Annotated in this window: 21 protein-coding genes; all 21 read left to right on the top strand. The window is 58.0% G+C overall.

The features are described from left to right. Window positions 1-17 precede the first annotated feature (17 nt). The 21 genes from G3578_RS03065 to G3578_RS02965 all read left to right on the top strand — a co-directional run bounded on the left by G3578_RS03065 (window position 18) and on the right by G3578_RS02965 (window position 22269). Window positions 18-989: a dipeptide ABC transporter ATP-binding protein gene (locus G3578_RS03065; protein ID WP_165208557.1), complete on the top strand. Its 972-nt coding sequence runs from the start codon at window positions 18-20 to the stop codon at window positions 987-989. A 121-nt stretch (window positions 990-1110) separates the two neighbouring features. Next, the gene (locus G3578_RS03060) at window positions 1111-2772 is read left to right on the top strand and encodes an ABC transporter substrate-binding protein (protein ID WP_165208555.1); all 1662 of its coding nucleotides are present in this window, start codon (window positions 1111-1113) and stop codon (window positions 2770-2772) included. A 174-nt stretch (window positions 2773-2946) separates the two neighbouring features. Then, entirely contained in the window at window positions 2947-3957 is a 1011-nt protein-coding gene (locus G3578_RS03055) for an ABC transporter permease (protein WP_165208553.1), read from the top strand. Window positions 3958-3970: 13 nt separating this feature from the next. Next, window positions 3971-4864 carry an ABC transporter permease gene (locus G3578_RS03050; RefSeq protein ID WP_165208551.1) on the top strand — a complete coding sequence of 298 codons (894 nt, stop codon included), beginning with the start codon at window positions 3971-3973 and terminating at the stop codon, window positions 4862-4864. A gap of 165 nt (window positions 4865-5029) precedes the next feature. Beyond that, window positions 5030-6121 (top strand): M24 family metallopeptidase, encoded by a 1092-nt coding sequence (locus tag G3578_RS03045; protein ID WP_165208549.1) that lies wholly within the window; start codon window positions 5030-5032, stop codon window positions 6119-6121. 152 nt (window positions 6122-6273) lie between these two features. Continuing rightward, on the top strand, window positions 6274-6822 hold the full coding sequence (locus G3578_RS03040; protein WP_165209323.1) for a sigma-70 family RNA polymerase sigma factor: 549 nt from the start codon (window positions 6274-6276) through the stop codon (window positions 6820-6822). After that, window positions 6792-7787 carry a hypothetical protein gene (locus G3578_RS03035; protein ID WP_165208547.1) on the top strand — a complete coding sequence of 332 codons (996 nt, stop codon included), beginning with the start codon at window positions 6792-6794 and terminating at the stop codon, window positions 7785-7787. Before G3578_RS03040 ends, G3578_RS03035 begins: the two co-directional genes overlap by 31 nt. Before the next feature lie 159 nt (window positions 7788-7946). Then, window positions 7947-8525, top strand: coding sequence for an outer membrane protein assembly factor BamE domain-containing protein (gene bamE, locus G3578_RS03030; RefSeq protein WP_165208545.1), 579 nt, complete (start codon window positions 7947-7949; stop codon window positions 8523-8525). Between the two features lie 162 nt (window positions 8526-8687). After that, entirely contained in the window at window positions 8688-10505 is a 1818-nt protein-coding gene (gene lepA, locus G3578_RS03025; protein WP_165208543.1) for a translation elongation factor 4, read from the top strand. Window positions 10506-10740: 235 nt separating this feature from the next. Continuing rightward, the gene (gene hemW, locus G3578_RS03020; RefSeq protein ID WP_165208541.1) at window positions 10741-11886 is read left to right on the top strand and encodes a radical SAM family heme chaperone HemW; all 1146 of its coding nucleotides are present in this window, start codon (window positions 10741-10743) and stop codon (window positions 11884-11886) included. Between the two features lie 119 nt (window positions 11887-12005). Then, the gene (gene hrcA, locus G3578_RS03015; protein WP_165208539.1) at window positions 12006-13031 is read left to right on the top strand and encodes a heat-inducible transcriptional repressor HrcA; all 1026 of its coding nucleotides are present in this window, start codon (window positions 12006-12008) and stop codon (window positions 13029-13031) included. A 39-nt stretch (window positions 13032-13070) separates the two neighbouring features. Continuing rightward, a complete protein-coding gene (gene grpE / locus G3578_RS03010; protein WP_165208537.1) occupies window positions 13071-13637 on the top strand; it encodes a nucleotide exchange factor GrpE in 567 nt (188 codons plus the stop codon). Between the two features lie 32 nt (window positions 13638-13669). Then, on the top strand, window positions 13670-15511 hold the full coding sequence (gene dnaK, locus G3578_RS03005) for a molecular chaperone DnaK (protein ID WP_165208535.1): 1842 nt from the start codon (window positions 13670-13672) through the stop codon (window positions 15509-15511). Window positions 15512-15633: 122 nt separating this feature from the next. Continuing rightward, entirely contained in the window at window positions 15634-16764 is a 1131-nt protein-coding gene (gene dnaJ, locus G3578_RS03000; protein ID WP_165208533.1) for a molecular chaperone DnaJ, read from the top strand. Window positions 16765-16807: 43 nt separating this feature from the next. Then, window positions 16808-17749, top strand: coding sequence for a 50S ribosomal protein L11 methyltransferase (gene prmA, locus G3578_RS02995; protein WP_165208531.1), 942 nt, complete (start codon window positions 16808-16810; stop codon window positions 17747-17749). 18 nt (window positions 17750-17767) lie between these two features. After that, window positions 17768-18517, top strand: a complete 750-nt coding sequence (locus G3578_RS02990; protein ID WP_165208529.1) for a 16S rRNA (uracil(1498)-N(3))-methyltransferase — start codon at window positions 17768-17770, stop codon at window positions 18515-18517. A 32-nt stretch (window positions 18518-18549) separates the two neighbouring features. Continuing rightward, window positions 18550-19908, top strand: a complete 1359-nt coding sequence (mtaB, locus tag G3578_RS02985) for a tRNA (N(6)-L-threonylcarbamoyladenosine(37)-C(2))-methylthiotransferase MtaB (protein ID WP_165208527.1) — start codon at window positions 18550-18552, stop codon at window positions 19906-19908. Beyond that, window positions 19905-20333: an NUDIX hydrolase gene (locus G3578_RS02980; protein ID WP_165208525.1), complete on the top strand. Its 429-nt coding sequence runs from the start codon at window positions 19905-19907 to the stop codon at window positions 20331-20333. The genes mtaB and G3578_RS02980 overlap by 4 nt, the downstream gene beginning before the upstream one ends. Before the next feature lie 6 nt (window positions 20334-20339). After that, window positions 20340-21008, top strand: a complete 669-nt coding sequence (gene deoC, locus G3578_RS02975) for a deoxyribose-phosphate aldolase (RefSeq protein ID WP_165208523.1) — start codon at window positions 20340-20342, stop codon at window positions 21006-21008. 227 nt (window positions 21009-21235) lie between these two features. Beyond that, complete coding sequence (locus G3578_RS02970) at window positions 21236-21616, top strand: CidA/LrgA family protein (RefSeq protein ID WP_165208521.1); 381 nt, start codon at window positions 21236-21238, stop codon at window positions 21614-21616. Next, on the top strand, window positions 21613-22269 hold the full coding sequence (locus G3578_RS02965) for an LrgB family protein (protein WP_206529448.1): 657 nt from the start codon (window positions 21613-21615) through the stop codon (window positions 22267-22269). Before G3578_RS02970 ends, G3578_RS02965 begins: the two co-directional genes overlap by 4 nt. Window positions 22270-22297 lie beyond the last annotated feature (28 nt).

Here is a 22297-nt window from a genome sequence, read left to right as displayed (position 1 = left end):
CCGAAAGGAGCATGCAAGTGGCAGCAGAACTACTGACCGTCAAAAACCTGAAGAAATACTATCCGATCACGGGCGGCATCCTCGGGCGTGAAACAGGCGTAGTAAAAGCGGTTGATGATGTTTCGTTCAGCGTGCAAAAAGGAGAAACCCTCGGATTGGTAGGGGAAAGCGGCTGCGGCAAGTCGACCACGGGCCGCTCCATCCTGCGTCTGATTGAACCGACGGCCGGGGAAGTATGGTTTGAGGGCAAGGCGATTACCGCCCTGGGGAAGGAAGAGATGCGCAAAATGCGCCGCGATATGCAGATCGTCTTCCAGGATCCGTTCGCCTCTCTCAATCCCCGTCACAATATTGAAAAGATATTGGAAGAACCGCTGATCGTCCACGGGATCGGCACACCGGCGGAGAGGAAAAAACGGGTGCACGAAATCCTGGAGGTCGTCGGCTTGAGCAGCTACCATGCGAAGCGGTATCCGCACCAATTCAGCGGCGGCCAGCGGCAGCGGATCGGCATCGCCCGGGCCCTGATGCTCAATCCGAAGCTGATCGTGGCCGACGAGCCGGTCTCCGCGCTCGACGTGTCGATTCAGTCGCAGGTGCTCAACCTCATGCAGGACCTGCAGCGCGAACTGGGCCTGACCTATCTCTTTATCGCGCATGACCTGAGCGTGGTGCGCCATATCAGCGACAGGGTCGGGGTGATGTACCTCGGACGCCTGGTGGAATTGACCACCAGCAAGCAATTGTACGACAATCCGCTGCACCCCTATACGAAAGCGCTGCTGTCCGCAGTGCCGACGCCGGATCCCGACGTGAAACGGGAGCGCATCATCCTGCAGGGGGATGTTCCCAGTCCGGCGAACCCGCCGAGCGGCTGCACCTTCCGCACCCGCTGTCCGCATGCGACCGATGTTTGCACGAATGTGCGGCCCGAGTTTCGCGACATCGGTGACGGTCATTTCGTGGCCTGCCATCTTTATCATGAATAGGGGTGGCCATTGCGGGCAGGAGGCTGTTCAACTGAAAAAGGGGGGATGCGCCGGATCTCGACGATTGTACTGGCCTGATTCCGTCTGATGCCTGATCAACCGAAAAGGGGGAGTTTCATTTATGAAAAAAAGAATGCTAACGGCTGCGTTCGCCGGTCTGCTGGCGCTCTCGATGGCGCTTGCCGGCTGCGGCGGTGGGCAAGAGACGCAGCAATCCGCAAACAACCAGCAATCCCAACAGCCCGCACCGGCGGCTGAACCGGCGCAAACCGGTCCGAAGCAGCTGATCGTCGGCCGCGGCGGCGATTCCGTCGGCTTGGACCCGATTACCGTCACGGACGGCGAATCCTTCAAGGTTACGGAAAATATTTTTGACACCCTGGTTTCTTACGAAGAAGACAATACCAACGTAGTGCCGGGCCTGGCCGAAAAATGGGAGGTTTCCCCGGACGGTCTGACCTATACCTTTACGCTCCGTCAAGGCGTGAAGTTCCATGATGGCACCGACTTCAACGCAGAAGCGGTGAAGTTCAATTTTGACCGCTGGATGGACAAGAACAACCCGCTACATAACAAGGAAGGCTTTGAATACTACAACGACATGTTCGGCGGCTACAAGGGAGACGAAACCCATGTGATCAAATCCGTCGATGTCGTGGATCCGTACACGGTGAAGTTTACCCTGAACCGTCCGCTGGCTCCGTTCCTCCAAAACCTGGGGATGTCCTGCTTCGCGATCGCATCTCCCACCGCGCTGAAAGAGATGGGGCCGGAGAAGTTCAACGAGCATCCGGTTGGTACCGGTCCGTTCAAGTTTGTGGAATGGAAGCGCAATGACACCATTACGCTGGAGAAAAACCCGGACTACTGGCAAAAAGGCTATCCGAAACTGGACAAGCTGGTGTTCAAGGTGATTCCGGAGAACACCGCCCGTCTGACCGCGCTGACTTCCGGCGAGATCGACCTGATGGACGGCCTGAACCCGGACGACGCCCAAACGGTGAAAGACAACAAGGATCTGCAGCTGATCCTGCGTCCTTCCATGAACATCGGTTTTGTGGGCTTTAACGTGGAGAAGAAGCCGCTTGACAACCCGAAAGTGCGCGAAGCCCTCGCTTACGCCATCAACAAGCCGGCGATCGTGGAATCGTTCTTTGCCGGTCTTGGTCAACCTGCTGTAAACCCGCTGCCTCCGTCCATTTGGGGCTATAACAGCGATATCAAAGACCGCGAGTTTAACCTTGACAAGGCGAAAGAGCTGCTGAAAGAGGCCGGTTACCCGAACGGCTTCAAGATCAAGTTCTGGGCGATGCCGGTTCCGCGTCCGTACATGCCGGACGGTGTGAAGATCGCGGAAGCCATCCAGCAGGATTTCAAGAAAATCGGCGTGGATGCTGAGATCGTCACGATGGAATGGGCAACCTACCTTGACAAGACCAAGAAGGGTGAGCAGGAGATCTTCTTGCTCGGCTGGACGGGCGACAACGGCGACCCTGACAACTTCCTGGCCACCCTGCTTGACAAAAACAACATCGGCGGCAACAACCGTACGCGCTGGGCAAACGAAGAGGCCCACAAGCTGCTGATGCAGGCCCAATCCGCCACATCCAAGGAAGAACGCGAAAAACTGTACAAGCAAGTGCAAGAGATTATCTTCAAGGACGTGCCGATGGTACCGCTGGCGCACTCCACGCCTGCGCTTGCCGCGAAAGCGAACGTCATCAACTACAAACCGCATCCGAAAGGTTCCGAGAGCCTGGAGAAGGTTGACATTCAGCAATAACGGACAGATTGAGCGAAAAGGGTAAGGGAAGCGCCTCTTCTTGCCCTTTTCTCCACGCAGCGTGGGACAATCTGCGAAGACTGGTTCTAGTGTTTGGGGCCCCGCCCGACGCCAGCAACAAATCTGAGTCGGGCGGGGTATTTTTTCGTCATGATTTATGAGGAAAGCGAGGAGATGGCATTGCTGTCCTACACCATACGAAGAATCCTTATGCTCATCCCTGTGCTGTTTGGCATGTCCATCGTGGTGTTTTCCATCATTCACGCCATCCCGGGAGACCCGGCGCTTACCATTTTGGGAGAGAGGGCGAGTGCCAAGGCGGTTGAAGAGCTGCGCGAAGCGCTCGGTTTGAATCAGCCCTGGTATTTGCAGTATTTTCATTATCTGAAGGATATTCTTACCGGCAATCTGGGCGTGTCGCTGCATACAAAAGTGCCGATTAGCCAGGAGATCGGACCGTATCTGGCGGCGACAGCGGAACTGACGGTGTTCAGCATGCTGTTTGCCATTATCATCGGAGTCAATGCAGGGATCATCTCTGCGTGGAAACAGAATTCCTGGTTTGATTACATTGCGATGCTGGTAGCGTTGATCGGCGTTTCGATGCCGATTTTCTGGCTGGGCCTCATGGAACAATGGCTGTTCGCCCAGGAACTGAAATGGCTGCCTTCCGTTGGACGAGACAGTACGCGTGATCCGGTCATGGCGATTACGCATTTTTATATAATTGACACGATCATCGCCGGGAAATGGGACCAACTCCGCGATGTGATCGATCACCTGATCCTGCCGAGCATTGCGCTCGGGACGATCCCGATGGCGATTATCGCCCGGATCACCCGCTCCAGCATGCTGGAGGTGATGCGTTCCGATTACATCCGCACGGCACGGGCGAAAGGGCTTGGGCAATTTTTCGTGATTTACAAGCATGCCCTGAAAAACGCCCTGATCCCCGTCTTGACGGTCATCGGCCTGCAGACAGGGCTCCTGCTTGGCGGAGCGGTGCTGACCGAGACCATCTTCGGGTGGCCGGGGATCGGCCGGTATATCTATACGGCGATCGGAAACCGGGACTATCCGGTGATTCAATCGGGCATTCTGGTCATCGCCACCATCTTTGTCCTGATCAATCTGCTGGTCGACCTCCTGTATGCCTATGTCGATCCGCGCATCAAATACCGCTAAGGAGGGTTCCGCTATGGCAGACATAACCGTACAAACCTCGACCGGCAAGCCCATGGAAGAACCGGTATCCTCCCCATGGCGCGATGCCTGGAGAGCGCTGCGGAAAAACAAGGCCGCCATCGCCGGCTTTGTCATCATTTTCTTCTTCATCCTGGTGGCCATCTTTGCTCCTCTGCTGACCCACTACAAGTATGATGAAGGGGAGCTCTTGCTGAAAAACAAGCCGCCTTCCTCCGAACACTGGTTCGGAACGGATTACAACGGCCGGGATGTCTTCACCCGCGTCGTGTACGGCGCCCGCATCTCGCTGTGGGTGGGAACGTTTTCCGTCCTGGGTTCCATCGTGGTGGGGACCGCGCTCGGTCTTGTCGCCGGCTACTATGGCCGCTGGATCGATATGCTGATCTCCCGGATTTTCGATGTCATGCTTGCCTTTCCCAGCATTTTGCTGGCGATCGCGATTGTGGCCATTCTGGGGCCGTCCTTGCAGAATGCGCTGATCGCCATTTCCATCATCAACATCCCCACCTTCGGACGGCTCGTGCGGTCGCGGGTGCTCAGCCTGAAGGAAGAAGAGTTCGTCATGGCGGCGCGTGCGCTCGGGATGAAGGATTCGCGCATCATCCTGCAGCACATTCTGCCGAACAGCCTCGCGCCGATCATCGTGACCGGCACGCTCGGCATTGCCACGGCGATTATCGAGGCGGCGGCGCTGGGCTTCCTCGGGCTGGGGGCACAGCCGCCGGAACCGGAATGGGGCAAGATGCTGGCCGACTCCCGGCAGTACATTCAAAAAGCGCCATGGAACCTGATCTTCCCGGGTCTCTCCATCATGCTGACCGTTCTGGGCTTCAACCTGATCGGAGACGGTTTGCGCGATGCCCTCGACCCGCGCATGAAAAACTGATCGATTTTTGCATGAAAAGCCTTTTTCCTGCCAGGGAGGAAGGCTTTTCACGTCACATCTACGCGCATATGCTGGCCGGTTTATGGAAACTTCTTTTGTTTTCTCTTCAGTTCTTTCGGGAAGTATGATATGTTCGGAGTATTACTGGATAAGTAGGTGGAACTGATGACAGAATCCCGTTTGCAGCAACTGCGTACATTCATGGCAGCCCATCAGCTGGATGCAGCTATCATCACTTTGCCCAAACATGTCTATTACCTGACGGGCTTTTTCAGCGAACCGCATGAGCGTTTTCTGGGGCTGATCATCCCTTCCGACGGCGAGCCGACGCTGGTGGTGCCGGCCTTGGACCGTGAAGCGGCGGAACAGGCGTCAAGCGTCAAGCAGATCGCCACGCACAGCGATACGGACAATCCCTATGAGGTTGTGAAGCGGCTGTTGAAAGGCCGATTGCAACGGGTGGGGCTGGAAAAAAGCCATTTGACCGTCAACCGGTATGAAGCGCTGGCTGCGGCGCTGGAAGCCGAAACATATGTGGATCTGGAAGCGCCCTTGCAGGAGATGAGGATGATCAAGTCGCCCGACGAGGTGGCCCGCATCCGAAAAGCCATCGATGTCGTGGAAAAGGTGCTGGCGGAAGGATTGAAAAAAGTAAAGGCGGGCGTCACCGAGCTGGAGCTTGTGGCTGAGCTGGAGTACCTAATGAAGCGCATGGGAGCCGAAGGGCCGTCGTTCAGCACGATGGTGCTGGCGGGAGAAAATTCGGCGCTGCCCCACGGCCATCCGGGCGATCGCACGATTCGGGAAGGGGAGCTGCTTCTCTTCGATATGGGGGTGGCGCTTGATGGCTATGTCTCGGATATCACCCGCACGTTTGCCGTAGGGGAGATCAACGAGCGGCAGAAAGAGATCTACCAAACCGTTCTCGCAGCCAATCTGGCAGCGATTGAAGCGGTCCGTCCCGGCGCTGCCCTGGCGAGCCTGGACAAGACGGCCCGTGATCTGATCGCGGCAAAAGGGTATGGGGAGTACTTCACACACCGCCTGGGCCACGGCATGGGGATGGATGTGCATGAATATCCCTCCGTCCACGGCAAGAATCAGGATGCGCTGCGGCCGGGAATGGTCTTCACGATTGAACCGGGCATTTATCTGCCGGGCGTCGGCGGCGTACGGATTGAAGACAACGTGCTGGTGACCGAGACAGGGTGTGAAGTGTTAACCAGCTTCCCCAAGGAATTGACCGTCATCGGCTAGACAAGAGGAAAAGCAAGACGCAGCGGGTCCGCACAGGATCTTCTGCGTCTTTTCTGTTATTTTTCCGTGTAACAGGTTTGCTTCTGCTGCATCTAACAGAAGGGCAGGCGGGGAGAAACCGCTTGCGAAGGGAGTGAGGCACGCTGGACGATCTGGATACCTTGCAACAGACGAAAGATGCCCGCTTCGAACAAGTGATGCGCGAGTACGGCACCCGGATTCTGCGACTCGTCTGCTTTTTCGTCAAGGATCCCTCACTTGCGGAAGACATTACCCAGGATGTGTTTGTGAAGGTGTACCGCCACCTTGCCGATTTTCGCGGAGAAAGCGCCATGCACACCTGGATCTACCGGATTGCGGTGAATGAGTGCAAAGGTTATCTCCGTTCCTGGTCGTTCCGCAACCTGTTGCTGAAACCGCTTGCCGACTGTACGGCCGAGCGGACGGTGGAAGCCGAGGTGCTGGCGAATCTGGAAAGAGAGGGCATCGTCCGGCAGGTGATGAAGCTGGCGCCGGCATACCGCCAGGTGATCGCCCTGCATTATTACGCCGAACTGTCGACGGCGGAGATTGCGGAGATTTTGGGAACGTCGGAAGGGGCGGTGCGGACGAAGCTGCATCGGGCCCGCCAGCAATTGAAAGCGCTCATGACCAGGGAGGAGGGGAAGGAATGGATGTGGAACAATCGCTCCGCCACTTGAAGGAAACCGCCGATGCCACGCTGCTTCGCGATCGCTCGTTTACCCCGGAGATGGAACGGCGGGTGTGGGAGCGCATCCGGCGCAAGGGCAGGAGGAAGGGAGGGTTCCCCTTCTCTTTGCTGGTACCTGCCGCGGTGGCGCTGGCCATCCTGGCCGTCTCTCCGCTGCTTGCACCGGCGGGACCTCCTTTCGAGCGGGAAACCGGTCAGCCTCATAAGGAAACCGAGCCGATCCTTCCGGGAGCCGTCTGGCACGTCCCCACGTTGTGGAAGCCATCGCCCAGTTACACAGAATCCTACGGGCAGCATGCTTTCACCTACTATGGGACAAAACCGGTGCGGATCATGACCGAAGAGTTCTATGAGGGGCAAGCGCAAAAGGTGATGTGGCTGCTCAACGGGGCGGTTGCCAAAGAGGTGCAGATTGTCGCCGTCAACGAACAGGGCGTGCGCAAGGATCTGGGCACCTGGGAGGTAGGGGGGAGGCTGTATGATGCGGATGCCCATTTCCCGTCATCGATCGTCCTCCCGGAGCCGGGGATTTGGAAGCTGCAGGTGCTCTCCGGCGGCAAACATTTTGGCCTGGTCTTTGTCGAGGTGAAGCCCGGTGTTTCTCCGGCCAACAGAAGCCTGGTGGAACCCCTGATTACCCGCTATCTGCAGTCGCACAAGGACTTCGGCGGGGGATCAAAGGAGAATCGGATCGGGCTGGAGCTGTTGGGCATGGAGAGTCCCGACGCCGAGCACAAGACGGTCTATGCATGGGTCTCCGTATTGGCCGAGGAACCGTATAATTCTTCCGGAGTCGATGCGCCTGCGCGATTTGACATCGCGTTTGACGGCAGCAGCTACCGGGTGGTGGGGCATCGGCTGCCGGCAGGTGGGGAGCAATACTGGCCGAGCATCGAGCAGATGTTTCCCGCCAAAGTGGTGGAAAAGATCAAGGAACGGGTTCGGTCCAACTGAGCGGATGCAGCCGCAGCGGCACATCCGCTTTTTTCTTCAAGAACCCGGTGCGATCCGTGTCAGGGTTTCATTCTATAACCCTGATTGACATTTTTTGCATTTTTTATGTTACATTTCATTTATGAAAACGTTGCCGGAAAACAGGCGAGAGGAGTACCCATGATTGATGCGGAATTTGCCAAAAAGCTGATCTGGAAGTTGGCCTTGACGGTGGGCATTGTGATGTATGTCGCGCTGTACATGTGTTACAACCTCGTCATCGATCTGCTTCATTCATCGTTCAGTATCGTCAGCGTTCCCGCCGTGCTGGGACCGTACCTGATCGTGACGGGGATTCTCTTCGTAGTGTGGCGGAACAGGAAAAAGGGAGAAAAGCCAGGGAAGCGTCTGGTGTTCGGGGCGCTGGCGGCCACCGCCATCTTTTTGTACTCCTTTGCCAAACTGGCCGTGAATGAATACGAATCAAGGTTTACCCCTTCCAAGTGGATGGCTGCCAAGGAGAAACGGGTCTATATGGTGGATGACCTGCTTGAGCGGCATCAACTGGCGGGGATGACGCGCGGGGAGGTTCGCAATCTGCTGGGGCAGCCGACCGATACAGCCTATTTTCAAGAACAGAACAATTGGGTGTATGAGCTCGGGCCGGAGCGGGGGCTGGTGCGAATCGACAGCGAGTGGCTGGTGATCTGGTTTGATACAGACGGCACCGTCTCCCGGTATCGCATCATGACGGATTGACAGGAAAAAGGACAGCAGAACCCGTCGTGCGGTTGACGATCCGGCTGTCGTGCGGTTGCCGTCCCCATGCGGCTTTGCTATAATAATCGTTAGTGCATTTTTCAGGTAGTTCGCAAGTCGGGAAGCGACAGTTCCGGATTGCGTGGGAGGGAATCACACACAATGGATCGCCGAGAAAGACAGAAAAAGATACGCAATTTTTCCATCATTGCCCATATCGACCATGGAAAGTCTACCCTGGCTGACCGTATTCTCGAGCTGACCGGAGCGCTTTCCGCACGGGAGATGGAAGACCAGTTTCTCGACACCATGGAGCTGGAAAAAGAGCGCGGCATCACGATCAAGCTGAATGCCGTCCGATTGAATTATAAAGTGGATGACGGTGAGGAGTACATCCTGCACCTGATCGATACGCCGGGACACGTCGACTTTACGTACGAGGTATCCCGCAGTTTGGCCGCCTGCGAGGGAGCGCTGCTCGTGGTGGATGCGGCCCAGGGGATCGAGGCGCAGACGCTGGCCAACGTTTACCTGGCGCTTGACAACAATCTGGAGATTATCCCGGTGATCAACAAGATTGACCTGCCGAGCGCCGAACCGGAGCGCGTCAAGCAGGAGATCGAGGATGTCATCGGGCTTGACGCCAGCGAGGCGTGCCTGGCCTCCGCCAAAGCGGGGATCGGGATCAAGGAGATCCTGGAAGCGGTTGTCAAAAAGGTGCCGGCTCCGGAGGGAGATCCGGATGCGCCGCTGCAGGCCTTGATCTTTGACTCCTATTTTGATCCGTATCGCGGCGTGATCGCCTCCGTGCGCATCGTCAACGGCACGCTGCGCAAAGGGATGAAGATCAAGATGATGGCGACGGGCAAAACGTTCGAGGTGACGGAAGTGGGAACGTCCACGCCCCGCCAGACACAGGTGGATGAGCTGTCGGTAGGGGACGTCGGCTACGTGGCCGCGTCGATCAAGACCGTCGGCGATACGCGCGTCGGGGATACCATCACCGATGCCGCCCGTCCGGCTGCCGAGCCGCTGCCGGGGTACCGCAAGATCAACCCGATGGTGTTCTGCGGCATGTATCCGATCGACACCAGCGAATACAACGACCTGCGTGACGCGCTGGAGAAGCTGCAGCTGAACGACGCGTCCCTGCAGTTCGAACCGGAAACCTCGCAGGCGCTGGGCTTTGGCTTCCGCTGCGGCTTCCTGGGCCTGCTGCATATGGAGATCATCCAGGAGCGGATCGAGCGGGAATTCAACATCGACCTGATCACCACCGCCCCGAGCGTGGTCTACCGGATCACCAAAACGGACGGCACCGTCATCGAGATCGACAACCCGTCCAAAATGCCGGAGGTGCAGAAGATCGAGCAGATCGAGGAGCCCTATGTCACGGCGACGATCATGGTGCCGAAAGATTACGTCGGCGATGTCATGCAGCTCTGTCAGGGCAAGCGCGGCGACTTCCTCGACATGCAGTACCTCGGGGAGAACCGCGTGCAGCTGAAATACGACATGCCGCTCTCCGAAATCGTCTACGACTTCTTTGATCTGTTGAAGTCGGGAACGAAGGGATACGCTTCCTTCGACTACGAGATGGCCGGATACAAGCCGTCCAAGCTGGTCAAGATGGACATTCTCCTGAACGGCGAAGTGGTGGACGCCCTCTCCTTCATCGTTCACAGGGACAATGCCTACCAGCGCGGCAAGGTGATCTGCGAGAAGCTGAAGGAACTGATTCCGCGCCAGCAGTTTGAGGTGCCCATTCAGGCGGCGATCGGCCACAAGGTGATCGCCCGGGAGACCATCAGCGCGATGCGCAAGAACGTGCTGGCCAAGTGCTACGGCGGGGACATCACGCGGAAGCGGAAGCTGCTGGAGAAGCAGAAGGAAGGGAAAAAGCGGATGAAGGCCGTGGGCTCGGTGGAAGTCCCGCAGGAAGCGTTCATGGCCGTGCTCCGCATGGACAACAAGAAATAACGATCATCATCCTTGGACATTCTGGGAAAGCCCCTGGAAGTGGATACGGGGCCTCGGGCGGTGTGGTCATTAGGCGGCCTGGCGGGGGGATCTGCTGTCAGGCTGCCTATTTTACACTTTCAAATGTTCAATTTCGCTACCGCGATATAGGATGAAAGTATAAGGGGAAATTCGGCTTTCGCCATGAGGACCGGGCGGCAAGCCGAGTTTTTCTAATTAAACAGGAGGGAAACCGATGCCCCCTGCATCCGTCTACATTCATATCCCGTTTTGTACCAACAAGTGCTATTACTGTGATTTCAATTCGTTTGTCACCAACAACCCGCAGTTGATCTGGGATTACCTGGAGACGCTGGACCGGGAGATGGCGCTGACCTTTGCCGAGATTCCCCCGGCGCGGGTGGAGACCATCTTTGTCGGCGGCGGGACCCCTACCTTCCTCGATCAGGCGCAGATGCGCCGTTTCCTGGAGATCGTCCATGCCCATCTTGGCCCCTATATGGCGGATGGCATGGAATTCACGATGGAAGCCAATCCGGGCACGACAGACCGCGAAAAGCTCAGGCTGATGCATGCCATGGGCGTGAACCGGATCAGCTTCGGGGTCCAGTCGTTTGACAACGGCTTGTTGAAACGCCTGGGCCGGATCCATGACACGGACGATGTATACCGCAGCATCGACAATGCGCTGGCGGCCGGCTTTCGCAATCTGTCCATCGATTTGATGTTCGGGCTTCCGGACCAGACGGTGGAAGGCTTTGCGGCCACGCTGGAGGAGGCGCTGCGCCTGCCCACCACCCATTTCTCTGCCTACAGCCTGAAGGTGGAGGAGAATACGCTCTTTCATACGCTCTACCAAAAAGGGCAGCTGCCCCTGCCGACGGAGGAAGCGGAGCTCGCCATGTACCTGATGCTAATCGACCGGATGGAGGCCAGCGGATATCCGCAGTATGAAATCAGCAATTTCGCCAAACCGGGCATGGAAAGCAGGCATAATAAAACCTATTGGCTCAATAACGAATATTATGGTCTTGGTGCCGGTGCCCACGGGTATGTCAACGGGATGCGGCATGTCAACGCCGGACCGCTTGCCGTCTACATGCAGATGGGCAGGGAAGGACTGCCCCGGGTGGAGCAGTTTGCAGTCAGCGCCGAGGAAGCGATGGAGGACCAGATGATTTTGGGACTCAGGCTGCGGGAGGGCGTCGATCTGCAGCGATTTGCCGACCGCTTCGGCCGCACCGTGGATGATGAGTTTGGCGGCATCGTGGCCGAAGAGATGGCCAAAGGCATGCTGGAGCGGACGCCGACGCACCTGCGTTTGACCAGGAAGGCGCTGCCGCTGGGCAACGAGGTTTTTGCCCGCTTCCTGCGCGGATAGGGAGAGACATTGACAAAACCTTTTTCTATTGATAATTTTATTATATGGTTTAGCACTCGTTTGTCGGGAGTGCTAACAAATTGGAAGAAGAGCAAGGTTTCTCAAGGGGGCGGAGCAGCATGCTTTCTGAGCGGCAGCGGTTGATATTGAATGCGATTATTGACAATTATATCCATTCCGCAGAACCCGTTGGCTCCCGAACCATTTCCAAGCGTAACGATATCGGTTTCTCATCCGCTACCATCCGCAACGAAATGGCGGACTTGGAGGAATTGGGCTATCTGGAACAACCCCACACTTCTGCGGGACGCGTGCCCTCCACCAAAGGGTACCGTTTTTACGTGGACAATCTGATTCGTCCCGAGCATTTGTCCGAGCAGGAGCTCAACAATATCCGCAATGTGTTTGCCGAGCGGATCAACCACATCGAACAGGTGATTGAAAGCACGGCATCCATCCTGTCCCAGGTGACCAACTACACGGCGATCGTGCTGGGACCGGAAATATTTGAACACCGGCTGAAAGCCATCCAGATCGTCCCGCTCAATGAGCAGCAGGCGGTGGCCATCATCGTCACCCATACGGGACGGGTGGAGAACAAGCTCTTGGATTTGCCCAAAGGCATTCATCCGGGCGAGATTGAGAAACTGGTCAATATCCTGAACAGCAAGCTGATTGATGTGCCGCTTTGGCAGCTTCGCCAGCGGCTTTACCAGGAGATCGCGGGCGAGATGCGCCGCCATGTGGAGCAGTATGAAGAGATGCTGCACATGCTGGAACGTTCGCTCAATCCGGAAGAGGGCGAGCGGGTTTTCCTGCGCGGCGCCACGAAGATCATGAATCAGCCGGAATTCCGGGATGTGGAAAAGGTAAAAGACATTCTGGAACTGCTGGAGCAGAACGATCAATTGATTCGTCTCCTTGATGTTCCCGGTGAAGGGATTCAGGTGCGCATCGGCCAGGAAAACGACATGGATGCCATGAAGGAGTGCAGCATCGTCACCACGTCCTACTATCTGGGCGGCAAACCTGTCGGGGTCGTGGGGATTCTGGGCCCGACGCGCATGGAGTACGGCAAGGTGATCTCGGTCTTGGATTATCTGGCACGCGGGCTGTCGCAGATGCTGACCAAACAATTTGAGTGACGCAGGAAGTCCTGCGTGCTAGGCAGGAGGGTTAAGGCGTTGAGTGAAGAGAAAGCAAATGTAGAACTGGAACAGGAAGTGGACCAGGAACAGGCGGAGACGGCGGAAGAGCAGCAGCCGCAGGAAGCGGACGCAGCCGAGGAAACGCCGGATCTGGCAGCCGAGGTGGAGCGCTGGAAGGCGGCCGCCGAGGAGCATCACAACCGGTATCTCCGCGCGATGGCCGACATGGAAAACATGCGCAAGCGGCTGCGCAAAGAGATGGACGATTTGACGCAGTATGCCTCGCTTAAAGTGATCGCCGAGCTGCTGCCCGCGCTCGATAACTTCGAACGGGCGCTGGCGGCCGACAAGGAGTCGCTGACCGTCGATTCGCTGCTGCAGGGCGTAAGCATGGTGTACCGTCAGATGGTGCAGGTATTTGAAAGAGAAGGCCTGACGCCGATCGAAGCGGCAGGCAAACCGTTCGACCCCCATCACCATCAGGCGGTCATGCAGGTGGAGGATCCTGCTTTCGAATCCGGGGTCGTCGTGGAAGAACTGCAGAAGGGATACATGTTTAAAGACCGCGTCGTTCGGCCGGCGATGGTAAAAGTAAATGCGTAAAGAAGAGAGCGAACGAAGGAGGAAACCATAGTATGAGTCGCGTGATTGGAATTGACCTGGGTACAACCAACTCTTGTGTAGCCGTGATGGAGGGAGGCGAGCCTGTCGTCATCGCCAATGCGGAAGGAAACCGCACCACCCCATCCGTTGTCGCATTTAAAAACGGCGAGCGCATTGTCGGGGAAGCCGCAAAGCGCCAGGCCATCACCAACCCTGATAACACCGTGATCTCCATCAAGCGTTGGATGGGGACGGATCACAAAGTGACCCTGGAAGGCAAGCAGTATACGCCGCAGGAAATCTCGGCCATGATTCTGCAGAAGCTGAAAGCGGACGCTGAAGCGTACCTGGGCCAACCGGTCACCCAGGCGGTGATTACCGTACCGGCGTACTTCAACGACGCACAGCGGCAGGCGACCAAGGATGCGGGCAAAATCGCCGGTCTCGAAGTGCTGCGCATCGTCAACGAGCCTACAGCGGCAGCCCTGGCCTACGGGATTGACAAGTCGGAAGACCAAACCGTCCTTGTATACGACCTGGGCGGCGGTACCTTTGACGTTTCCATCCTCGAGCTGTCCGACGGGTTCTTCGAAGTAAAGGCGACCGCCGGTGACAACCGGTTGGGCGGCGACGACTTCGACCAAGTGATTATCGATTATCTCGTGAACGAGTTCAAGAAAGAGCACGGCATCGACCTGTCCAAGGACCGCATGGCGCTGCAGCGCCTGAAAGACGCTGCGGAGAAAGCGAAGAAAGACCTCTCCGGCGTGCTGACCACCACCATCTCCCTGCCGTTCATCACGGCGGATGCGACGGGACCGAAGCACCTGGAGGTTAACCTGACCCGCGCCAAATTCGAAGAGCTGTCCGCCCATCTGGTGGAGCGGACGATGGGACCGACCCGTCAAGCGCTGCAGGATGCCGGCCTGACGCCGAACGATATCGACCGCGTCATTCTCGTCGGCGGCTCCACCCGGATTCCGGCGGTACAGGAAGCGATCAAGAAGTTTATCGGCAAGGAGCCGCACAAAGGCGTCAACCCGGATGAAGTGGTGGCGCTGGGCGCAGCCGTACAGGCGGGTGTATTGACCGGTGACGTGAAAGACGTTGTGCTTCTGGACGTGACTCCGCTTTCCCTGGGGATCGAAACCCTGGGCGGTGTGTTCACCAAGCTGATCGAGCGCAACACCACGATTCCGACCAGCAAGTCCCAGGTGTTCTCCACTGCAGCGGACAACCAAACCTCCGTGGAAATCCACGTGCTGCAAGGGGAGCGTCCGATGGCTGCGGACAACAAGACGCTGGGCCGCTTTATCCTGAGCGATATCCCGCCGGCACCGCGCGGCATTCCGCAGATCGAGGTCACCTTCGATATCGACGCCAACGGGATCGTCAACGTGCGGGCCAAAGATCTGGGCACCGGCAAGGAGCAGCGCATCACCATCACCTCCAATTCCGGCTTGTCCCAAGAGGAAATCGAGCGCATGGTGAAAGAAGCCGAGCTGAACGCGGAAGCTGACCGGAAGCGCAAGGAAGAAGCGGAAATCCGCAACGAAGCCGATCAGCTGGTGTTTACAACCGAGAAAACCTTGAAAGAAGTGGAAGGCAAGATCGACCAGGCGGAGATCGACAAGGCCAACGCTGCCAAGGAGAAAGTGAAACAGGCTCTTGCGGGCGGCAAAATCGACGAGATCAAGAGCGCCAAGGACGAGCTGGCACAAGTCGTCCAGCAAATCTCCGTCAAGCTGTATGAGCAGGCGGCACAAGCTGCACAGGCGGCGCAAGCGGCTCAAGGCGGCAATGCGGGTGCGGGCGAAGCGAAGAAAGAGAATGTCGTCGACGCCGATTATGAGGTTGTAGACGATAAGAAATAATCGTGCATAGCGATCGTTCGAAGAAAAGTCAAAGTCAGGTTCAGTGACTTTGGCTTTTTTTCGAGTTGACCGCGTGTTATGATAAGACATGATTTGTCAGCGATACGGGAGTGATTGACGACATGAAACGGGACTATTATGAGGTGCTGGGTGTCGGCAAGGATGCAAGCCCGGAAGAGATCAAGAAGGCGTACCGCACCTTGGCCCGCAAGTACCATCCCGATGTAAATAAAGAGCCGGACGCGGAGGAAAAATTTAAGGAAGTAAAAGAAGCGTACGACGTGCTGTCCGATCCCCAGCGCAAGGCCCAGTATGACCGCTTTGGCCATCAAGACCCGAATCAGGGATTCGGCGGCTTCGGCGGGTTCGACACCTCGGGCATGGGCGGCTTCGGGGATATCTTCGACATGTTCTTTGGCGGCGGCAGCAGCAGACGCAATCCCAATGCGCCGCGCAAAGGGGCCGATCTGCAGTTCAGCCTGCAGGTCAGCTTTCTGGAAGCCGTGTTTGGCAAGGAAGCGGACATCGAGATTCCCAAAGAGGCGGAGTGCAATACTTGCCACGGCTCGGGAGCCAAACCGGGATCCGGCGTGGAAACCTGCAAAACCTGCCAGGGAACCGGCCAGCAGGAAGTGGTGGCCAACACCCCGTTCGGCCGGATCGTCAACCGCCGCATCTGCCAAACCTGCGATGGGAAGGGCAAGGTGATCAAGGAGAAATGCCCGTCCTGCCGGGGAACCGGCCGCGTGAAAGTGCGCCGCAAGATTCATCTGAACATCCCGGCGGGGGTGGACGACGGCGCGCAGCTGCGCGTGGCGGGCGAAGGGGAACCCGGTATCAACGGCGGGCCTCCCGGCGATCTGTATGTGATCCTGCGCGTCAAAGCGCATGAATTCTTCGAACGGGAAGGCAACGACATCTACTGCGAAGTGCCGATCACGTTTGCCCAAGCGGCCTTGGGGGACGAGATCGAGGTGCCGACCGTGGACGGACGGGTGAAGCTGAAGATTCCGGCCGGCACACAGACGGAAACCTTTTTCCGCCTGCGGGGCAAAGGGGTGCCTTACCTGAGGGGAAGCGGCAGAGGCGATCAGCATGTCAAGGTGCGTGTGGTGACCCCAACCAAGCTGACCGAGCGACAGAAAGAGCTGCTGCGTGAATTCGCGGGACTCTCAGGGGATGTGCCCATGGGGATTCCGGCAGAAGATGAATCGTTTTTTGAAAAAATGAAGCGGGCGTTCCGTGGCGAGTAGCGTCAATCACGAAGGAAGCCTAGGAGGACGGGGAGTTGAGCGGATGAATTGGACGGAAATATGCATTCACACAACGGCGGAGTCTGTCGACGCGGTATCCAATATCCTGTACGAGATCGGGGCGAACGGCGTGGTGATCGAAGACCCCGAGGTGCTGCACCGCGAGTGGGACACACCGTTTGGTGAAATTTACCAATTATCTCCGGATGATTTCCCTGCCGAAGGGGTGTTCGTGAAAGCATACCTGCCGGTAGATTCCAGCAAGCTGGGCGACACGCTGGAGTCGATCAGGGAACGGCTGGCGGAATTGGAGAGCTTCGGCCTCGATGTAGGCAAAGGAACCATTTCGGTGAACGATGTGCATGAAGATGAATGGGCGCACGCCTGGAAGAAATATTACAAGCCGGTTGCCGTTTCCGACCGGATCACCATCAAACCGGTGTGGGAGGAATATACGCCGAAGCGGGATGACGAGATCGTCATCGAGATGGACCCGGGCATGGCGTTTGGCACCGGAACCCATCCGACCACCATCCTCTGCCTGCGCGCGCTGGAGAAATATCTGCAGCCGGGCGATACCGTCTACGATGTGGGAACCGGCACCGCGATCCTGAGCGTCGCCGCCGTGAAGCTGGGGGCGTCGCGGGTGCTGGCCATGGACCTGGACGAAGTGGCGGTTCGCTCGGCGCAGGCCAATGCCGAACTCAACCAGGTGCACGAGCACGTCACCGTGATCCAGAATGATTTGCTGAACGGCATTGCAGGGCCCGCAAACGTGGTGGTAGCCAATATCCTGGCCGAAATCATCCTCCGTTTCACCGACGATGTCCATCGGGTCCTCACTCCCGGCGGATTGTTCATCGCCTCGGGCATCATCCGTGCCAGGGAGGCAGATGTGGTGGCGGCCCTGGACAAATCCCGCCTGGACGTGATGGAGACGGTATCCATCGATGATTGGGTAGCCATCGTCGCGAAAAAAAGGTAAAATAGTGAGGTTGGATAGATGCAGAGATATTTTGTGGCGCCATCCCTTTTTGGCGAGCAGGAAGTGACGATCACCGGTGACGACGTGCATCATATCGTCAACGTGATGCGCGCGGAAACGGGGCAGGAGATTATCGTCTGCGACGGACAAGGACGGGTTGCGCTGGCCCGTCTTTCCCAGCTTTCGGCCAAGCAGGTGAAAGCCGCCATCGTTCGCCATCTGGAAGAGCGCAGCGAACTGCCCGTCCGGGTGACGATCGGCCAGGGGCTGCCCAAAGGGGACAAGATGGAGTGGATCCTGCAAAAAGGCACAGAACTGGGCGCCTTTGCCTTCCAGCCCTTTTCCTCCGGGCGGACGATCGTGAAGCTGGATGCCAGGAAGGAAGAAAAGAAGCTCGAGCGCTGGGGCAAGATCGTCAAGGAAGCGGCGGAACAATCCCACCGCTCCCGTTTGCCCGAGGTGCGGGCTCCCCTCTCCTTCAAGGAGATCGTGGCGCAGGCAGGCCGCTATTCCCGGGCCGTCATCGCGTATGAAAAAGAGGAAAGGGCCAACCTGCACGCCGTCTTCTCCTCGCTTGCAGCCGGAGATTCGCTGCTGGTGCTGATCGGGCCGGAAGGCGGCTTTACGGCTGACGAGGTGGCGATGGCGGAAGCCGCGGGGATTGCGCCCGTCGGTTTGGGACCGCGCATCCTGCGCACGGAGACGGCGAGCCAGTATGTGCTGTCCGCCATTTCCTACCACTTTGAGCACATCGGGTCTTACGCATAGATCTCTCCATCCAAGAGAAAGGAGGAATCGCAATGGCTACCGTTGCATTCCACACGCTGGGCTGTAAAGTGAACAGCTATGAAACGGAAGCGATCTGGCAGCTGTTCAAGTCGAGCGGGTACCAGCGCGTCGACTTTGAGACAGATACCGCCGACGTTTACGTGATCAATACATGCACCGTTACCAATACCGGGGACAAGAAGAGCCGGCAGGTGATCCGCCGCGCCATCCGCCGCAATCCCGACGCGATCGTGGCCGTTACCGGCTGCTATGCGCAAACCTCTCCCAACGAGATTGCCGCCATTCCCGGCGTTGACATTATTGTGGGGACGCAGGGGCGGGAGAAGCTCCTGGAATACGTGGAGCAGATCAAGGCGGAACGCAAGCCGATCAACGCGGTCGGCAACATCATGAAGGCCCGCGAATTCGAGGAGCTGGACGTGCCGGCGTTTACGGACCGCACCCGTGCCTCCCTGAAGATTCAGGAGGGCTGCAACAACTTCTGCACCTTCTGCATCATTCCATGGGCGCGCGGCCTGATGCGTTCGCGCAAGCCGGAGAGCGTGATCGAGCAGGCGCGGAAGCTGGTCGACGCGGGGTATCTGGAAATCGTCCTGACCGGCATTCATACCGGCGGTTACGGGGAAGACCTGGAGGATTACAATCTGGCCAAGCTGCTGGTCGACCTGCATCAGGTGGAAGGGTTGAAGCGGATCCGCATCAGCTCCATCGAAGCGAGCCAGATCACGGAGGAAGTGATCGACGTGATCAACCACTCCGACAAGCTGTGCCGCCATCTGCACGTGCCGCTGCAGGCGGGGGATGACGACGTGCTGAAACGGATGCGCCGCAAGTACACCACCGCCGAATTTTACGAAAAGATGGTGAGGGTGCGCGAGGCGCTTCCCGGCGTCGCCATCACGACGGACGTGATCGTCGGTTTCCCGGGTGAAACGGATGAGCAGTTCATGAACGGTTACCACTTTATCAAAAAGGTGGGATTTGCCGAACTGCACGTGTTCCCGTATTCGATGCGCACCGGCACGCCTGCGGCCCGCATGCCCGATCAGGTGGAGGAAGAAGTGAAGCGGGAGCGCGTCGCCAAGCTGCTGGAGCTGAATCAGGAGCTGACGGTCGCGTATGCTTCGCAGTTTGTCGGGGACGTGCTGGAAGTGATTCCGGAGCGGCCGTACAAGGAAGACCCATCGAGCGGGCTCCTGATGGGTTATTCCGACAACTATCTGAATCTGGTCTTCCCGGGGACGGAAGAGATGATCGGCAAGGTGTGCAAGGTGCGTCTGGACAAACCGGGCTCCGAATACTGCCAGGGGACGTTTGTGCGGGTTCTCGATGACGTCCGCCTGCCGCAGCTTGAGGAACGGGCGATATGAAGGAGATTTCGGCAGGCGGTGTGGTCTACCGGCAGGGGAAGGATGATCTCTTCTTCCTCATGATCGTGGACCGCTATGGCAAGGTTACGCTGGCAAAAGGAAAGCAGGAGCCTGGTGAGACAATCGAGGAGACCGCCTTGCGGGAGATCGCGGAGGAGACCGGGATTCGCGGCAGGCTGATTGAACATCTGGAGACGGTTCATTATGACTACATCCATCCGGCAAGCGGCGAAAAAGTGGATAAGGAAGTGCATTACTTCCTGATCGAAGCCTATACCTCCGAGATCACCGTGCAGGAGACGGAGATTCAAGCGGTGCGCTGGTGCACCCCGCAGGAAGCATGGCAGCTGCAGCTGCAAAACGGCTACAAAAACAACGAGAGCGTTCTTCGCAAGGCGCTGAAACTTTTCGGGACCGAGGTGTAAGTTTTCATGAACAACCTGAACAAATATATCGACCATACCCTGTTGAAGCCGGAAGCCACGGCGGCCATGATTGACAAGCTGTGTGACGAGGCGAAACAGTATGACTTTGCTTCCGTTTGCGTCAACCCGTTTTGGGTGAAACGGGCTGCCGATCGTCTGGCAGGTTCCGATGTGAAAGTATGTACCGTAATCGGTTTCCCGCTCGGGGCCAACACGCCGGAGGTCAAGGCGGCGGAAACCCGTGACGCGATCGCAAACGGGGCGTCGGAAATCGATATGGTCCTGAATGTGGGAGCGCTGAAGTCAGGCGATCTGGAGACGGTGAAGCGCGACATTGCGGCCGTGGTGAACGCGGCAGGCGGCGTGCTGGTCAAGGTGATCCTGGAAACGGGCCTGCTGACCGATGAAGAGAAAGTGACCGCGTGCAAGCTCTGCGTGGAAGCGGGGGCCCATTATGTGAAAACATCCACCGGCTTTGGGCCGGGCGGGGCGACGGTGGAAGATGTGGCGCTCATGAGAAAGACGGTTGGACCTGACATCGGGGTCAAGGCATCCGGCGGGGTGCGCGACCGCGCCACGGCATTGGCCATGATCGAAGCTGGCGCCACGCGCATCGGAGCAAGCGCCGGAATCGCCATCGTCTCCGGTGCCACGGCGCAGGGAAGCGGGTATTGAGGAGAAAAGTCTGACCGAGCGTGGTCAGGCTTTTTTTCTTTGGTAGGTTTGGGGCCCCCGCCGACACCAGCAAGGGACCCCACTCGGCACAGATAGGGCCCCACTCGGCGCAGCGATAGCTATCGCCGAGTGGGTGGAGCGTTCGCTTAAGTCGGCGGGGTTTTTTATTGCCAGGCTGCCGGCCTGTTCCGTACAATGAGGAGAAGGAATGGGGGGAGAGAAAGAAAATGCGAGGATGGTTGATCCTGCTGCTCTTTTATGGCGTGGGGACGGCTGCCTCCAAGTGGGGGCACGTCCCGCTCCCCGGCAATATGCTCGGGATGCTGCTTTTGGCCGCTTTTCTGCTGTCCGGGATCATCAAGCCGGAGACCGTGGAGAAAGCCAGCGCGTTTCTTCTCCGGCACATGCTGTTGTTTTTTGTACCCATTCTCATAGGTGTGACGGACTTTATTCCCCTGCTGTCCCGGAATCAGGGCCCTCTTCTCCTGGCGCTGCTGATCGGGCCGCCGCTTGCCATGCTGGGGACAGGGTGGACCGTCCAACGGGTCGTTTCCCGCAGGAGACGCCAGCAGCTGCTGCAGGGGATCGGGAAGGAGGAAGTATCATGATGCAGTTCTTGGCGATCGCTGTTACGGTATTGGGCTACCTGGGGGCGAGAAGGCTGCAGCGCGCATTTCCTTCCCTCCATCCCCTGCTGATCGCCACCCCTGCCGTCTGGCTGGCCTGGTGGGGGATGAGCGGCGACTGGCAGACGTACAAGATGGGGGGAGAGTGGATCACCTTCTGGCTGGGCCCCGCCACCGTAGCCCTCGCTGTCCCGCTGGTCAAGCACATCCGCGCCCTGGCATACCTGTGGAAGGGGGTCCTGCTCGGGGTGACGGTAGGGTGTACGGTTTCGCTTCTGTCCGGCTGGCTGGTCATGCAGGTGGCAGGCGGAGACGACACGCTTGCCCGCAGCATGCTGACCAAGTCGGTGACGACCCCGTTCGCGGTGGAACTCACCCTGACCGTCGGCGGCGTTCCCGCTTTGGCCGCCTTGTTTTCCGTCGTGACCGGACTCATCGGGGCGGTGATGGCGCGTACCCTGTTCAAACTGGCAGGCATTCGGGATGACTGGGCGATCGGCATCGCCGTGGGCACCAGCTCCCACGCCATCGGGACAGCCAGCCTGCCGCCTGAAGCGGCGGCGCAGACCGCGGCCTCCAGCCTGGCCATGATCCTGGCGGGCCTCGTAACCTCCCTGCTGCTGCTGCCGTTTTAAGCCGGTTGCCCCAGGCAGGCGGCTGACC

Origin of the sequence: Brevibacillus sp. SYP-B805 (assembly GCF_011059135.1) — a bacterium.
GTDB lineage: Bacteria > Bacillota > Bacilli > Brevibacillales > Brevibacillaceae > Brevibacillus_F.
The sequence above is the reverse complement of the archived record's forward strand: the minus strand, read 5'-3'. Positions and strand labels throughout refer to the sequence as shown.

Coding starts and splice junctions, on each gene's coding strand:
- G3578_RS03060 (WP_165208555.1), top strand. CDS start 1,111: ATGAAAAAAAGAATGCTAACGGCTGCGTTCGCCGGTCTGCTGGCGCTC.
- G3578_RS03055 (WP_165208553.1), top strand. CDS start 2,947: ATGGCATTGCTGTCCTACACCATACGAAGAATCCTTATGCTCATCCCT.
- G3578_RS03050 (WP_165208551.1), top strand. CDS start 3,971: ATGGCAGACATAACCGTACAAACCTCGACCGGCAAGCCCATGGAAGAA.
- G3578_RS03045 (WP_165208549.1), top strand. CDS start 5,030: ATGACAGAATCCCGTTTGCAGCAACTGCGTACATTCATGGCAGCCCAT.
- G3578_RS03035 (WP_165208547.1), top strand. CDS start 6,792: ATGGATGTGGAACAATCGCTCCGCCACTTGAAGGAAACCGCCGATGCC.
- bamE (WP_165208545.1), top strand. CDS start 7,947: ATGATTGATGCGGAATTTGCCAAAAAGCTGATCTGGAAGTTGGCCTTG.
- lepA (WP_165208543.1), top strand. CDS start 8,688: ATGGATCGCCGAGAAAGACAGAAAAAGATACGCAATTTTTCCATCATT.
- hemW (WP_165208541.1), top strand. CDS start 10,741: ATGCCCCCTGCATCCGTCTACATTCATATCCCGTTTTGTACCAACAAG.
- hrcA (WP_165208539.1), top strand. CDS start 12,006: ATGCTTTCTGAGCGGCAGCGGTTGATATTGAATGCGATTATTGACAAT.
- dnaK (WP_165208535.1), top strand. CDS start 13,670: ATGAGTCGCGTGATTGGAATTGACCTGGGTACAACCAACTCTTGTGTA.
- dnaJ (WP_165208533.1), top strand. CDS start 15,634: ATGAAACGGGACTATTATGAGGTGCTGGGTGTCGGCAAGGATGCAAGC.
- prmA (WP_165208531.1), top strand. CDS start 16,808: ATGAATTGGACGGAAATATGCATTCACACAACGGCGGAGTCTGTCGAC.
- G3578_RS02990 (WP_165208529.1), top strand. CDS start 17,768: ATGCAGAGATATTTTGTGGCGCCATCCCTTTTTGGCGAGCAGGAAGTG.
- mtaB (WP_165208527.1), top strand. CDS start 18,550: ATGGCTACCGTTGCATTCCACACGCTGGGCTGTAAAGTGAACAGCTAT.
- G3578_RS02980 (WP_165208525.1), top strand. CDS start 19,905: ATGAAGGAGATTTCGGCAGGCGGTGTGGTCTACCGGCAGGGGAAGGAT.
- deoC (WP_165208523.1), top strand. CDS start 20,340: ATGAACAACCTGAACAAATATATCGACCATACCCTGTTGAAGCCGGAA.
- G3578_RS02970 (WP_165208521.1), top strand. CDS start 21,236: ATGCGAGGATGGTTGATCCTGCTGCTCTTTTATGGCGTGGGGACGGCT.
- G3578_RS02965 (WP_206529448.1), top strand. CDS start 21,613: ATGATGCAGTTCTTGGCGATCGCTGTTACGGTATTGGGCTACCTGGGG.